This is a genomic window from Paraburkholderia dinghuensis (assembly GCF_003837865.1).
In the GTDB taxonomy this organism is placed as follows: Bacteria; Pseudomonadota; Gammaproteobacteria; order Burkholderiales; family Burkholderiaceae; genus Paraburkholderia; species Paraburkholderia dinghuensis.
The window spans coordinates 326,608-342,559 of record NZ_RQIS01000002.1 but is presented as its reverse complement, the minus strand read 5'-3'; the positions used below and the strand labels follow the sequence as shown (position 1 = coordinate 342,559).

Genomic DNA, 15,952 nt, shown 5'->3' with positions numbered 1-15,952 from the left:
CGTCCGTGCTTGTCGGGAAAGTGTGGGTTCGGGTCAGCGCCAGCGCACGCCCTTCAGGGACGGCGGCATAGCGCTGCAATGTGTGCCAAGTCTAACGCCGCTAAGTTGTATATACAACTCGTTTCGATTATTTCCCCGTAGGGAATTACCCTGGAGAATTCGCTGAAATTCCGGCAACAGTGGGGCTGCGGGTAAGCAAAGCCTCACCCGCATTGACTAGACAACACGACGGCCAGCCCATCCTCGAGAGGTACGATCGAACTCAGACGTTGTATCCAGAATCGCGCATCAACTGCCGCGACACCTCGCTGCCCGGGCCTTGCGCCTCGAATTGCGTGCGAAGCCTCGCGTCGGCCTTGCGCGTCACCCCGCGGTGCATCCCAACAACGATCGCGAAAAAGGCTATGAGAAACAAGAAAGGCATCATCGTGCTCCTGGCTGGTCAGACCGGTTGTGTTTCTGGCAACGGTCGAGCGCACCGCTTCGCAAATCACCGTGTCTGTACCCCGATGAGGCGCATAGATCGGGCCTGGACGTGCCCGAGGGGAACTTGAGGGAATCGCAGCGCAAATTTGTGCGAGGCCATTGTTCATCGGGCCGGCCGGGTCTCGAAACGACCGACTGGGTGGTTCCAACCCACTCCTGGTGCGCGATGTCGCTCACCGTCAGCGTCACCGCACTCAACGCTTCGATTAGTGCGGTTGTCTCGTCCCTGTCCGTTTTCCTTTACGTCGCACGTTATTGCTGTCCTTGCGACTTTTCCTGCCGTCATTGACTTCGCGCGTGCGCACAAGGCGATGCAACAGCCAGTCGCCCGCGCGCTCGTCAAAACGAAAGGCTGAGCCCAATTCAGCACACGGCTCAGCCGTTGGCCGTCTTACAGGTTACCGATTATCACCACCACTGCCCGGCGCCTTCTCCTGGTCCGTCTTGCTGGTTCCCGACCCATCACCACCACTGCCTGACGCCGCCCCCTGGGCCGTCGGACCGGTTCCCGAACCAATAACACCACTGGCCGCGATGTTGTCCTTGGCATCCGTGAAGCCCTTTCGCCGCGTATCCGTTATATCGCTGTCCCAGAGCGGATTGAGCGGGAAGTTATAACCACGGTCCTTCGCTGCCTGAACCATTTCTTTCAACTCAGCCTTGTCGTGAATGACGCAGATTTCGTCAAAGCGCCCCATTTTGTACGGAAGGAAGAACGTCGCCGGGTAGTTCGCATCCTGATCCGTTACAGGGTTGGTCGAGTCATCGGCGTGGTGCGCAACGTTTTCACGCGGACGGCCGTCATTCGCCTTGATCTCGTCATTGATGGCAGGGACCAGATTGGCGACGCGCTGCGACGAATTACCGAGATCCGGATCGTCATTCTTGTGGAATTCCTTTTTATCGTCATAGGCCGGTTTCAGATTGGGATTGATGCCATCCTTGTTCTGGTAGGTGTCCACCCGCTGCTTGAATACGTCCTGGTGCACGTCAGGCGTGGGCACCCTGTCCTGTGGACCGACGTCAGCGAGATGCGGCGCGACAGCAAATAGATCGTAATCCGCGGTGAACGGTTTCGCGCCCTTCGTCGTCGGGGCCAGGACTTCAATGGGCTGGTTGTTGCTGGTGATGGTGAAGTTCCCGTTTTTCGTCGGGGTCGCTTCGAAATAATATAGCTTGCCACTCGGCGCGACGGCACCAAAGGTGCGCGCACCCTTCGAATTGGGTTCCGATACTACCGATATGGTCCCCATATCCGAGAGCTTCTGGAGCCGGTCCCACGACAACTCGAGCGGGATTTTCGTGGCATCGCCTCCGTCGATGCTCTTTGTGATTTCCTGATTGAATTTGTCGATGCGCGCGGAATCGGTGTTTTCAAGCTTGCTGAACTTCTGGTCCGCACAGATGAGCCCCGCCTGCGGCCCCCACGATGCGCTCTTTCCTTTGATATGGAAGCCCTTCGTTGCATAACCCTCTTCGATCAGGCCGGTGGCGTATTTATCGACGGGCCGGATACTGATGATCGTGTTGTATTTGTAGGCCATCTTTTGCAGCACCGGCAAATCGACCTTGACGACGCCCGTTTCGCTCGAGGTGTGCGAGACCACATCGTCGATATGAGTCGAATAATCGGGTGATGCGGGGTCCGGTATGTGATTCTGCTCAACCTCTTTTTTGATCTGCACATCGCGCTCGTGGAGACTGCCCGCGCTCGGCGTAATGACTTCCGGATTCGGGACGGTGCTCGTCGACTGGCTCGTTTGCGTCGCTGGCGCGGCCGCGGTATTCGTCGAGGTCGATGGACCCTGGCTCGCTGCGGTATTCGTCGAGGTCGATGGACCCTGACTCACAGCATCACTAGTTCCCGACCCAGACGCCTGTGTTTGCCCAGCATTGGTTTCCACCTTCTGGCCTTGTTGCCCGGATGTGCCCGCGCTGGCCGGGTCACCGCCCGGCAGTCCGGGTCTGCTCCTGCCTTCGTTGAAAAACGCCGTGACATTGTCGATGTCCTGCTGGTTTTGCAGGACCGGGACAGGATTGCGCGCTTCTGGCGCCAGGTAGTTCATCGCGTTTTGCTGGCCCTGCGGCGTGAGTCCGGGCAGTTCGCGAATGACGTTATCGGTGGTCAGCTGGAGGTTCAGATTCGTCACGCCTCCCGAGGTCGACGGTCCCGGCGCGGCGTCCTGCTTTTGTGCTGCGAGCATTTCCGCTCTTCCGCGCTCCATCTCCGCGTCAAATTCGTCCTGGGGAAGTTTCTCGATACGCTTCATTTCCTCCGCTGTACGGTGGTCCTGAAGCCAGGTGATCACCGCGTCGGCATCGGCCGGGGGCGTCGGTGACGAAGCCGCTCTATGCTCGAGCTCTGCCCGTTCCTGCGCACGGGCCGGTGACTGCGACGCATCGGCACTGCCCTGCGTGGACGGAGTTGAAGACCCTGACGAGGTTGAAGACGAGGACCCGGACGACGTCGCCACCGGCGTCGTGGGGGTGCCTTCCTCAGGCATATTCGCGCGCCGCCTGATCATCCCGAGTTCCCCTTCGACCTGGGAATTGGGCAGATCGGCAAGCCGGTGAAGCTCTTCCGGGGTAAGGTTCTTCGACATCCAGCGCATCAAGTCCGGATTGGTGGGCTCCTCCGGATTGACCCACCCCAGTTCGTTCCAGACCTCCTGAAGGTCACGTTCACGTAACGCGGGCAGCGGCGCATCGGCATCGACATTCTGCGCGAACGTAGACTGATGGGATGACTGAGCGGGCGCGGATGAACCGCCCGATGTGCCCGGCTGCGCGCTGGAAGGCGTGCTATCCAGACCGGCCTTGATGTCGTCGACCTTCTTCTGGCTGTTCGGGGACAACGGGGCATCGAGGTCGAGCCCCGCCGGCAACGGAGACGGCACTGGCAGCGGCGCTTCGACATAACCGGGATCATTGCGGATCCGGCTCACGGTCGTGATGCTGATTCCGAAACGAGTGCCGATCTCGGCGTTTGTCAGGCCCTCGTGACTCAGCATGAAGTCGCGGATTTCGATCTTCCGATCGTTACTCAGGGGAATACCCGCACCGCTGGACTTTTGCAGGCCATAATCATGGCGCAGCCTGGAGATCGTCATCCCCGAGACGCCGCACGCCTTGCCGATTTCATCGTTGGAGCCACCGATGTTCTTGCGGATGTACTCGACGATCTCCGCCTTGCGTTGATCGGGAATACCGGTGACCTTGGGAGGGTCGAGTTCCTGGCGAATGGTCTCGGCGAGCGACTTGGTGATATTAAACCGGATCGCGATATCGTCATTGACGGCATCGTCATGCTGCTTAATGTAGTTTTTGATCTCGGTTCTGGTGTTCTCGGAGATGCCACTGGAACGGCCTGAGGTTCTCATCAGGTTAAAGCTTTCGCGCAGGTCAGTGACTACTCTGGTTGGGATCTGGTAATGCAGGGCGACCGTGCTGTCCGCCAGACGCTGATTCGCGCGGACGGTGGCGAGGATACTGTTCTTTAGCTGATCCGAAATGTAGAAGCCACCGTAAATGCCCCCCCCCGTAAAGGTCGGAGCCGCCGGCTGTTGTCCGCTGTTCGCATTGGTCGTCGAAGTCGATGGCTGTCGTCCGTCGTTGGGATTGGTCGTCGAAGTCGATGGCTGTTGCCCGTCGTTGGCATCGGTCCGCGGGCGCTTGGGCTGCGATGGACCATCGCCGCCCGGCGCGCCGCCCAAAAGTCTGAGCTTGCCTCCTTCTTCGTTAAAGAACCGCGTGAGGGCAACGACGTCCTGCTTGTCCTGTATGACCAGCGGCGGGTTCCCGTTTTCGGTGAAGTAGCGCGCCGCATTCAGGTGGCCCTGCGCCGTGAGCCCGGGTAGTTCGCTGGTAACATTCCCCGCGTTCAGCCGGACTTCGGGACGGGTGCCGCCGCCGGCAGGCGACGACGCGGGCGTGGTTGCAGGTGTCGCCGGTTGATCGGTGGCGGGCTTGCCCGTGTTCGTCTGCGATGTGGTGGGTTTCGGTTCGGACGCCTTATCGGTCGGGCCGTTGGGACCGGTGCTGCCGCCGGCAGGCGATGAAGCGGGCGTGGCTGCAGGTGTCGCCGGTTGATCGGTGGCTGGCTTGCCCGTGCTCGTCTGCGACGTGGCGGGTTTCGACCCGGGCGCGCCATCGGCATCGATGTACGGGAAGTCGTAGTGCTCGCCGAACGGCTTTTGTGCGTCCGGTGCTTTGGGTTCCGTGGCCGTGCCTTTCGCCGCTGCGGGCTCGGATTTGTACAGCGTGAAGGAATCCGGAGCCATGACGCCCTTGTCCGAATAGGCCGCGTCGAAGTATGGTTCCAGACCTCTGCTCAACGAATCTTCGGTTTTGTACTTGAACACGCCATTGTTCGAATCGAATAACTGGTATTGCTGATCTTTGGTACGCTGGACTACCAGCATGTGACCCGTATCCAGCGTCTCACCATGCTTGCCCTTGATTTTCGTTCTCAGCAGGGCAACGTCGCCCGGCGCCATGCTCCGGATATCGTTTTCCAGCGCATTGATCGACATCTGCCGGTCAGCGTCATAGCGCTTCGTCGGCTGCTGGCCAAGATTCTGGAACGTCGTCTGCGTCGGATTTATCTGTTGACTCACTACGCTGGTAGAGATCGCCTTCCGGTCGGGACCGGAATTCGCCAAACTCCGCCTGATGTCCAGCACCGCGGATGATAAATCCTTTCCTGAAGCCGAGCCACTGTCAATCCGCTTTATGGCTTCGAGAGAAAGGCCCTGGCTCACCCCGTCCGGATTGGAAATCTGGAATATCGAATAATTGTTTTGATCGAACGTCTTATAGGAAACCGCCCCCGTCTTGAGCGCATCGCCCCCTCTGTCCGCCCGGAAGTTTTTCCGGCTGGCCTGTGTCGGCGACTGCACGGTCTTGCGGGGTTGGGCCGCGGGCGTGCCATCGGCCGTGGTTGCCTTCGGGGCGTCTTGCGTTCCCCCTTTCTGGTCGGTCTTCGGCTTGCCCTGAGCGCCGAATCCCCCTGGCGGGATTTCCTTCGGGCGATTGGTCTGCTTTGGCTGGCTGGCAGGTGTCGTGCTTGCCGTCGCGGGCGTCGTGGGTGTCGCGCTTGTCGTCGCGGACGTCTTCGGTGCCGAATCCTTTGTCGCTTTCGCAGCCTTGCCCGGCTCAATCCTGGGGATTTTTATATTCACGTTAATGGTTTTTTTTACTTTAGGCAGCCTGAATTTCAAGGTCACCGTTTTGCCGCCGAACGCGTCATTCTTGACAGCACCTCCGGAAATAACATCCTTCATCAGCTCGATTATGGAACTCGTGTCGTCCGCCGTCGGAGGCTTGCCTTCAACAACATTGGCAGACGTACCAAAAATCGTGTCCGAAACATCTCTATACTGCCCCCAATACGGGATAAAACCTTCAACCACGCGGCCGACGGATTCCATAAGCCCCTGGGCTGTTTCCCCTCCGCCCATAGCCTTCGTCATGCCCGCCAACGTCTTGCCGATTGGATTGTCGCCCCATTCGTTCAGTTGCTTTCGCCTTTCGGGGGTAGCATTGGGTTCGGTAAGTTGCAGCAACGTGCCAAGCGGATTGCTCAGTTGCCTCAAGACATATGCCGAGATACCTTTCACGTAGAAATCATCGGCTTCAGCCTGCGACGCGAAGCGATGCTCCTTGTTATCGAAATCCACAACCAGCCAGTACGGAGGCGGTGGCTCATAATGACCGCTGTATTCTTTCCAAGGCTTGTAGTCGTGCCTGATGGCGCTTCTAAAATCCTCCACGGCACGACGTCTGATCGCGTCGCCGCCAACATCGGCGGGAGCCTTTTTCCTCGCCTGCTCAAGAAAATAATCGAATCCCGGCGGCGTGGCGTAGTCTCGCCATCCGCCGATGTCACGAAGATAAAGCGCTGCCGTATCGGCATTGGAGGTCAGGATGTCTGCCCGGGTCACATCGTCGTTCAGCAGTTTTTTCCGGACTTCCTGCTTGTCCTTGTCGCTATATATCCAGTTGAGCCGGTCCGCGTATTTTTCCTGGTTTGCCGGGGTCCAGCGGTTGTAGACCTTTACTGCGTCCGCTCTCGAGCTATCGTTGGGAACGGTGCTGTTTGGCAAGCCCAGAACGTACCGGACGGAGTTGTCGTCGAGCGTGGTCGGCGCCCTCCCGAGCACCTGCCAGCAGGTGATGACGTTCGGTACGCTGGATTTAAACTGATGCAGGGCGGTTTTGGCCGAGGTCAGGGCAAATCCATCTTTCGTCTCCTCCACCATGGCGGTCATGAAATCCTGCGTATTGGCCGACAGGCGCGTGAGCTGGTTCATGATGGAATCCACCAGGTCCACGTTATATCGCTTTCCTGCTTCAGCGTCTGAAAGCTTGCTGCGTCCCATATCCGGCGCCTCGAGGTTGATCGCCATCTTGTGGCGATCCTTGAGGTTGATGAACGCATGGGTAGGCGCCTGCGTTTCATGTTCCGGAACCGGTTTGCTCTTGTCGCTTCGTTCGAAAAACTCAATGTCCCTGTAATCGTTCTCCTTCATGAGCTTGAATCGCTCGAATGCATCCGAAGCCAGATTCCCGAGGCGCTCATAGGCCTGATTCAATGCATTTTCGTCCATCGTGTCGAGCGACAGGATCAGCGACGAAAGAATGTCCACCTTCTTGTTCGGGTCGTGGAGCCGCTTGTTGGCATCGTCCAGCCGCTTGTACACCTCGTCGAGCGAATTCTGGAGTCTCTGGAAATTCGTTTTGTCCTTCCCGGTAGCCGACACGTCCCTGACTGCGCTCAGCGACGTATACAACGCCGGATTCGCCTGACCCGTGATCGTCTGGATATTTTTGGTGAATTCGTTCATGGCCTCCGCCCCGTTGCCGGGCGGAAACGATGTCGTGCTGAAATCCTTCTGCCACGGGCCGGAGTAATCGGACGGCGAAGTCGCGGGGGGTTCCGCTCGCACCGCGGCGGCCGACGATTCAGGCGCCAGCAGCAACGTGGCCGCCACACTCATTCCCGGCGCCTCGTTGATGGCCTGGCGCCGGAAGTCGGTGTCAGCGGCGAAGGCACCCCCGCCCTCGCTACCCACGAGTTCCGCAAAGCTTCCAGCCGACAGCGCGCGCTCAATGGGCTTGGTCAGCGAGTCGGTGTGGCCGCTGATCAGATTGTTCAGCCAGATGTCGTGTGTCTCGTGCTTGAGGCTGATTTGAGTAAGATCCTCATCGTTGCGGTTCCGGATACGGTCTGCCATATCCGAAAACGCATCGCCACTAATCTCCTCATTCGCCATGTTGATGCTGCCCGAGTCCCATGCGCCGGAGGCCAGATTCGCAAGCGCCTCATTGATGCCGGACTTTGAAAAGGCACCCCAGTTTCCGGTGCTGCGATCGTAGGCGGAGAAATGGCTCGCCAGTTCCTTTTGCGCAGCGGGATCCTTCGTCTGGGCAATCACCCATTTGTCGAGAGCTGCTTCGTTCTTGAATTCATAGAACGACTGCTTCGATCCGGGAATATAGAGCACGGTGCGGCCGTCCTTGCCCACCATGCGAAGAATGTCGGTGGCCGTATATTTGTCGATATCGAAGCGCCGCACCTTCACGGAAGCGTCCGGTTTGGCCTCGGCTTCCATGTCCTTCATCTTTGCGGGCTTGTCCAGTGCAACATTACTCGCGGCGCCCTTCATCGCGATTTCGTAGCCTTGCCTGGAAAGATGGCCGTCGACGGACGCCTTTTTCGCCAGCGCCGAAAATTCGAATTTCGCCATCTCCCGCCACTGTGGCTTCTGCGCCTCCCAGAACGATTTCTGCTTGGCGTTCAGGTGTTGCTCGAGTTTCTCACCCTGGAACATCGCCCTCAGATCCGTCGGCAGGATTTTGACCTCGTTGTTCGCGCCGTAGGTCGCCGCATTGCTTGAGGTGTACAGGCCATGATAGGAGTTCAATGTGCCCGCGTAGCTGTTTGCCCATTGGTCATCTGCGCCCTTGAGGAGAAAATCGGTCAACGACATGAATTGTTCCACCTGGCTGGCCTTGTGCTGCCAGCCGGTAACGCTTTTATTGCCGTCCGGCGACGCCTCTCCCCCGGAAAAACGCACAAGGTAGGTCTGGTCGGGATCGATGTCGAGACCGGTCTTTGCCTTGATCGTGTCGCGGATGAAGTTGCTGGCCTGGACCATGACATCACCGGATGGGGCCTTTTCCTTGAAAGCCTTGGTCTGTTCAAACAGGTTCTGGAATTCATCCTGTACGTCCTGCGTGATTGATTCCGGATCGACATGGATCTTTTCGATGTCCTGTGAATCCGCATCCGGATTTCCGTCGGCGCTCAAGGCGGAGGCCGCCGGCTCAGGGTTTTCCGGCGGGGCGTCGCGTCTGACGATGTGATGGGCCGACGACACCGACGCAACCGGCGCGGACGATTTCGACTGCGCTGCGGAGCCTCCTGAACTCCTGGCAGAGCGGTTACCGTTTTTTGTTTTTGCATCTTTATCTGAATCTTGTGATGAAATACGCTGCTGTTTTGCATTGGCAGGCAGGAGTGCTGAAGCGTTTACTTTTTGAGCAGTGTCTTTTGTGCCGGTGTCTTTGTTCTTGTCTTTGTCCTTATCGTGGTTTTGGTTATAGAGCGGGATGGGTGCAACATATTGGTTAACTTGCATCGATTTCTCCAATGATTCGATAGCCCATCGTTCGGGCGAAGAGGAACCTGGCATGCATCTGCCATTTTCTGACTAATTAGAAACGGTTAAGACTCACTATCCTGAGTCGTGCGCTTCCGTATCTCCTCCATTTTTTTTCATAAATCGTCATCCGAAAGTTTCTCTATCCTGGCAATCTATTCGATGAAACATTTTCGAAAATCCACCGCATCGTCGCGTCGATCACGTCATGAGACGTCGCCATTCCCATGAGCTAGTCTGGACAGGAACGGGATTCGCGCCAATACTCTCGGTCTCGTCGAGCGAGATGTTTTCCTGCATCCCATCTGTCATTGATCAGCTATCCGTATCATCGTAAACCGCACCGGTCGATTATCTCCATGCGTGTGGCGCTCGCCGATCCCGTGTCCGAAGTGCTCCGGCATCCGTAGCAGTGAACGGATCCTGATTCGCGTGATCCTGCTCACGAAGCCGTTGAAGCATTTTCCCGATAAGCCTCTCCGACACGCGAAAATACCTGCCAGTCTAAAATGATGGCTCGTGTGTACGATCGCCTGATCACCCTCTTTGTTACGTCATCCAAATGAATGATCGGGAGCGCGACTCGTGAGCGTCGCAGGTAACGTGGACGCATTCTCATAGCCCGAGCGCGCGGCAAACACACGCGACGGATCCGGCGATAGATTCTGCTCGTTGCAATGCGAGACCGAAGCGACAGGCGCAGACTTCGGTGAAGACTCGACGCGCGGCGGCTCGTCGTTATGGACGTCCGTGGGCTCGTCAATGGAAGGGTTGACTTGCATATCTCGATCTCCGTGGGGAGTCGAGATCAGTTTCGATGCGCGCCAACACGCCTTGGTGATACGTGCGCATGCACAACACATAGAAGGCACGCGCGACGTACAGCATCCGCAGTGCGGACCAGTTCTGACCATCGGCGTCGAAGCCGACCTGGCGCGCGCCCGGCTCTTCACGCCCACGCGCAACAAGTCGACAAGGACAGCGCGACATCCATGAAAACACGCGTATCAAACCGCTCGACGAGGAGCGCCCTTTTTGCATGGCGGCGCAATATGACTGTCCGATGAAGCACAGCCCTCGTCGCATGGCTCGTTCTGCTAGCGGCGCTCGCGGCGACACCGCGCGTGCACGGGCAGAGGAAACCTGAACCCGTGCGCGTCAGCACGTTCGTAACAGCGCCATTCGTGATGCCGCAACACCGCCAGGCGACGGTTTCTTCATCGACTTGTAGAACGAGATCGCCACGCGTCTGCACCGCCAGACGTACGTCGATGCCGCGCCTGATGTGAACGCGCTTTTCCAGATGCTGCGTGAGGGTGAGGCCGTTGTCTCGGCGTCCGGGCTCTTCTACAGCGCCGAACGCGATCGCGAATTCGATTTTTCATACCCGATGACGGTGGCGGGTCTGCGCGAAATGGTGCGCGATACCCACGAGACCACGTCCGTGTCACCGCTGCGCAGTTTCGGCGAATTGTGGGTCTCGCACACGACGGTGGTCCCGGTCACCATGGTAGAACTGCTCACGGTGATCGCAGCGCATAGGGTGTGTTCGTCAACTACGGTTTCATAACCCGGGGCTCTGGAATGTGATGACCCGATGGAACCTATTTCGAGCGTCTCCTCGACATTCATGTTGCGTTGCTTTCTCCAACTACTTCCGTTATCCGTTTCCGCTTCGTCGATAACTTGTGTTATCGACTCTTATACCCGTTAGCACTGCGATACGCCTGTAGTGCATGCGAAACGTATCCATTCCGTAGACTTTTTCTGCCGGTGAAGACAGGAGCAAACCTGTCCTATCCGGATAGATCCAGCAACCAGCAGGATCGACAAGTCAACCATTCGAGGACTCATTAAATGCAAGCCACAATCGATCGCAGCAGTTTTGCATCGTACAGCCAGACTCAATCCTCATTCGCGACGAGTAGCGCATCGTATCGAAGCACAACACAATCATCCAGTTCGAAGTCGGTCTCGACCGGAACTCGCGATAATGGCACAGGGAATCAGCAATTCTCCGCAACGAGCTATTATCAGCAGAATTCCCGGTCACCGAACAGTACGTCGACATCGACGTGGACGGCCACTTTTCAACAGGTCAGCACCAATACCGGGGCCATGAACAACAATAAAAATATCAGCAGTCGAAATTTCAGCTCGGGCAATACACAGGTCAAGGACAACAAGGGGCATTGCAGCGGTCAGCAAAGTAGCCGGAGCAATACACAGTCAAAAAACAGCAATAGCCGTTGCAGCAGCCAGCAAAGCAGCTGGAGCAATACACAGTTCACGAACATCACGAAGAGCTTCAGTGGTCAACAGAGTAACGGGCGCAACAAGCAATCCGGAAACAACGTAAGCAATTGCAGCAGCCCAAAAAATAGCTGGAGCAACACGGCGGTCCAGAACAACCAGGCGAGTATTAATCTCGGCGATTACACTATCGATCTGAAGAAGAGTGATTCTTCGCTCCTTCTGACGAACAGCCAGACCGGTAATACGACCAAAATCTGGGGTGATCCACACCTCGACACCAACGGCACATCCAACATGTTCAACGGGTCGCTAACGTTCGATCTGCCCGATAAGACGAAAGTCACCGTCGGAACGCAGGCGATGGGCTCCGTCAGTTACGCTGACCAGGTAACGATCACTCAAGGCAACAAGGCCTACGTGGTCAATGGTTTGAGTCAACTCGACAGCAATCCGCTTACCGTGGAACGCAGCCGCAACGGCCGCCAACTCGATCAACAGACCCCTGACGGCTATACGCTCATCGCCAATAGTTCAGGCACAGGCTGGATCGATCCGAATACGGGCAAAGCGCCGACTGCGGCAGACATCCTCAAGGCCTGACCGTAGAAGCCAAGGTCGCCGTAATACGGCGACCTGTGAATGTGCGGGACTCAAACCACCGAAGTCTCACCCGGACGACAATGCCGGGTTCCGTTCGACGTTAGATCATCAATCGTCGGGATCGCTATCGTCCTGCTGTGCAGCGACGAGACGGCGCACCTGCTCCCGCGCATAGTCCAGCCCGCGCATCTCCTTTTGCAGAACATGCAGCGCCGAAACGACGCGTTCCTGTGCGCGCTCCCCGGCATGGCATGCAACGGCTAGCGCCGATTCCAGCGCGTACTTTCCGGCGTCGTGCCGATGCAACGCCATACGCCAAAGCGTCGCGCCCCTTTCGCCACAGGAACATGCATCCAGAATTGTGCAGCGCCTTGCCGCGTGCTCCGCGAGGGCATTCCTTCGCGACGCAACATCTGCTACCGCTCGCTGAACGCCAAGGCGTGCCTCATTCAACAGGCGGCGCGCCCGCTCGACTCTTAGCTGTCGCACACGTGCGAGCAACGTCCACGCACGCACCTGTGCCGCGTCCTTCATTTGTCCGCCCCGCGGCAAAGGGCGTGCAGCGATGAAATCGTGCTCCCCCAATCGCCACATTGGTCTTGCGGCTGGCGCAGGAAGCGTTCAATCAATTTATGACGATCGATCGCGAGATCGCTTTCGGAATCGTTGCCACGCCGATATTCGCCTATCTGCAGCAACAGTTCAACTTCCTGATACCGGCTCATCCAGCCACGTACGCGATTTGCATCGTCGCGATGTTTTTGACTCGTCACGCGTGTCATCACGCGACTCTTGCTCTTCAGCACATCAATGGCCGGATAATGTCCCGCCGCACCGAGTCGTCCCGAGAGTTGAATATGTCCGTCGAGCAGCGAGCGCGCCTCCTCCGCGATGGGGTCCGTCATTTCTTCGTCTTCGGCCAGCACCGTAAAGAACGCAGTGACCGAGCCCTGCCGAGTCAGCCCTGCTGATTCGGTCAGTCTCGGCAACTCGGCGAACACTCGCGGTGGATATCCGCGGCGCACGGGAGGCTCGCCCACTGCGAGGCCAACCTCGCGCAGCGCGCGCGCATAGCGCGTCAGTGAATCGAACAGTAGCAGGACCTGCTTACCCTCGGCGCGCAGTTCGCTCGCGACACTGCACGCCAGTTCGGCAGCCTTGATGCGCTCGGCCGCCGGCCGCTCGGCCGTCGACGTGATCACGATGGACGATGCGCGCCGCGGGCCAAGATGATCGTGAATGAACTCGGCCACTTCGCGGCCACGCTCGCCGATCAGCGCGATGACAATCGCGTCGACGACTGCCCCGTTTGCAATCATGCCTATCAACGTGCTCTTGCCGCCGCCTGCCGGCGCGAAGATGCCGACGCGCTGGCCGACTCCGCAGGACAAGAGGCCGTCGATTGCCCGGACACCGGTCGCGAATGGCGTCGAAATCACCGGACGGTCGAGTGGATTGACCAGTGGCAGCATGCTCGTCTGCTGCCGCGCGGTTGCCGTCGTCGGGGCGGTGCCGCCATCAAGGGGCCGCCCAAGTCCGTCAACCACTCGTCCGAGCAGCGAAGACGCGTCGAAGCCACGCCAGTTGAGCCCGCAGCCTTCCACCTGGGTAATATTCGACAATCCCATCAGCCCGTCGAACGGCACGACGAGCGCCCCGTCCTGCCCGAAGCCAACCACCTCGCCGATTTGCACCTCCTGCGTATCGGGCCGGATAAGCCGCACCATTTCGCCGACGCGCAACGAGGCGCCGACCACACGCACGATTACTCCCCGCGCTTCTGCAAGCCTTGCATTGAGCACTGGTTTCGTCGAAAGTAGCGGCGTTTGCGCCACAAGCGTTTTCATTTTGCTGTTCATTGGTTGCATGGATCAACCCCGTTCGAGCGTCGCGATCGCGTGGACGCGATAGGTGTCGAGCGGAATTTCTTCCATTGCGAGCACATCGGTGCGAATGCCGAGCGTGCGCAGAATGCGCGCGAGATGAGGACGCAGAAGCGCCGTCGTCACCACGAGCCGCACTGGATCGCTTTGCTCGGCAAAGGTCTGCTGCAGGATTTCCAGTTGATCGGCGTCGAGTACGCATCGCGGTTCGCCATCGGGGCCGACTTCAATCTGCGCTTCGAGATCGGCTTCCCACTCCGGTTCGAGCACGACTGCATTGACTACCCAGTTGTTCAGATCCGCCAGCGGGCGAACCACTTGATGTCCGAGGGCGATGCGTGCCTCCCGCACCATCCGGTCGAGCGAGCGCTCCCCGTCCGGCACGCGAAGGATTGCCTCGATAATGCCACGCAGATTCCGAATCGGAATTCGCTGGTCCAGCAGACTGCCCAGCACGCAGGCAAGCTGCACCGTGGTTATCACCTGCTGAATCTGATTCACGAGTTCGCGAAACTCGATGCTGAGCTGATCAAGGAGAATGCGCGTTTCCTGCGTTCCGAAGAACGTCGACGCATGCTGCTCGAACACGTCCATCAGGTGATCACAGAGCGCTGCATCGGCGCTCGATTTTATGATACGTGCGTCGTCGATTGCGGCGGCCGACTGCTCGGGCACCCATACCGATTTCTCCGCGCGCGGGTGATAACCCGACATGCCGTCCATAGTCACCAGCGATGCATCACCGCTCACCAGCACGTGTCCGGCAACCAGCGCCCCCCCGTAGAACGGCACGTCGTCGATATCGAAGATATAGCGATCTTCGTCGAGTTGCGAATCTCGCAAGAGACCGACACCCGGAAACGGCACACCGAGCCGCACCATCAGGTCGCGGCGCATTCGCGCGAAGCGACGGTTAAGTTCGACTGGATGCAGCGCTTCGTACGCTTTGACGCCGATACGCACACGAAGCGGCGAACTCGTGCCCAGTTCGACATCGTCGAGAATGCGTTGCACGTAGGTTCCGCCATCACGCGTCATCCCCGGCATCCGCGGCCGCTCCAACCTTTCCGCCGCCGCACGCTGGCGCTTCGTCACAATTGCCAGGCCGATCTGCGCGCCCCCCGCCAGAATGAACTGGACGTGAGGAAAGCCCGGAATGACCGCGAGACCAAGACAGGCAACGCCCGCCATCACCAGTGCTGCCGGATACAGCGACAATTGCCGAAAAATATCCCGGCCGAGATTCGTGCTTCCACCGCTCGACGAGACGCGCGTAACCAGCAAACCCGCCGATATCGATACGATCAACGACGGAATCTGCGAGACGAGGCCATCGCCAACCGTCAGGATCGTATACGTGTTCAGCGCGTCGCCGAACGACATACCGCGTTGGCCGATGCCGATGGTAAGGCCACCGACAATATTGACAAGCGCGACGACAAGTCCCGCAATGCTATCGCCCTTGACGAACTTCATCGCTCCATCAAGCGATCCATAAAAGTATGTCTCGCGCTCCAGCTCGGCACGTAACCGGACGGCGTCGGAGGCCGTGATCTGGCCGCTGCGCAGATCGGCGTCGATGCTCATCTGACGCCCGGGAATGCCGTCGAGCGTAAAGCGTGCCGACACTTCGGCGACGCGGTCCGCTCCTTTCGCCACGACGATGAACTGGATCACCGACAATACGACGAACACCACAATGCCGACCGCCACATTGCCGCCAACCACTAATTGGCCGAACGCGCTGATGATCTGTCCGGCGTGCGCATCAAGCAGAATCATTTTCGTCGACGCAATCGCGAGGGCCAGCCTCAGCAACGTCGTCACGAGAAGCAGCGACGGGAAGCTCGATAGCTCCGCCGGCTTCGCCGCGTAGATCGTTGCCGCGAGCATCACGAAGCTGGTCGTGAAACTCACGCAGATGAACAGATCGAGGACGAATGGCGGTACTGGTACGATCAACAGCACAAGCACGCAGAGCAGGCCGCCCCCCACGCCAAGGTCCGCGTAACGCGTCAACAGCCCCGTTAAATCGACACGGTTCATTTGGTTTTTCTCGAGCAT

The 15,952-nt window shown here is 58.4% G+C and carries 6 protein-coding genes; 2 read left to right on the top strand and 4 right to left on the bottom strand.

The window, feature by feature from the left end; all coding sequences use genetic code 11:
- Window positions 1–884 precede the first annotated feature (884 nt).
- Window positions 885–9,128 (bottom strand): dermonecrotic toxin domain-containing protein, encoded by an 8,244-nt coding sequence (locus D1Y85_RS04375; RefSeq protein ID WP_185218902.1) that lies wholly within the window; start codon window positions 9,126–9,128, stop codon window positions 885–887.
- Between the two features lie 1,306 nt (window positions 9,129–10,434).
- Between D1Y85_RS04375 and D1Y85_RS04370 the strand changes: the two genes are divergently transcribed.
- Both D1Y85_RS04370 and D1Y85_RS04365 read left to right on the top strand, forming a co-directional pair.
- On the top strand, window positions 10,435–10,719 hold the full coding sequence (locus D1Y85_RS04370) for a type 2 periplasmic-binding domain-containing protein (RefSeq protein ID WP_246024773.1): 285 nt from the start codon (window positions 10,435–10,437) through the stop codon (window positions 10,717–10,719).
- 287 nt (window positions 10,720–11,006) lie between these two features.
- Complete coding sequence (locus tag D1Y85_RS04365) at window positions 11,007–12,005, top strand: DUF1521 domain-containing protein (protein ID WP_124149802.1); 999 nt, start codon at window positions 11,007–11,009, stop codon at window positions 12,003–12,005.
- A gap of 108 nt (window positions 12,006–12,113) precedes the next feature.
- Here the strand turns inward: D1Y85_RS04365 and D1Y85_RS04360 are convergent, their stop codons facing one another.
- The 3 genes from D1Y85_RS04360 to D1Y85_RS04350 form a co-directional block, all read right to left on the bottom strand.
- A complete protein-coding gene (locus tag D1Y85_RS04360; protein ID WP_124149801.1) occupies window positions 12,114–12,317 on the bottom strand; it encodes a hypothetical protein in 204 nt (67 codons plus the stop codon).
- A 218-nt stretch (window positions 12,318–12,535) separates the two neighbouring features.
- Window positions 12,536–13,852 (bottom strand): FliI/YscN family ATPase, encoded by a 1,317-nt coding sequence (locus D1Y85_RS04355; RefSeq protein ID WP_246024772.1) that lies wholly within the window; start codon window positions 13,850–13,852, stop codon window positions 12,536–12,538.
- Between the two features lie 24 nt (window positions 13,853–13,876).
- Window positions 13,877–15,934, bottom strand: a complete 2,058-nt coding sequence (locus D1Y85_RS04350; protein ID WP_246024771.1) for a flagellar biosynthesis protein FlhA — start codon at window positions 15,932–15,934, stop codon at window positions 13,877–13,879.
- Window positions 15,935–15,952 lie beyond the last annotated feature (18 nt).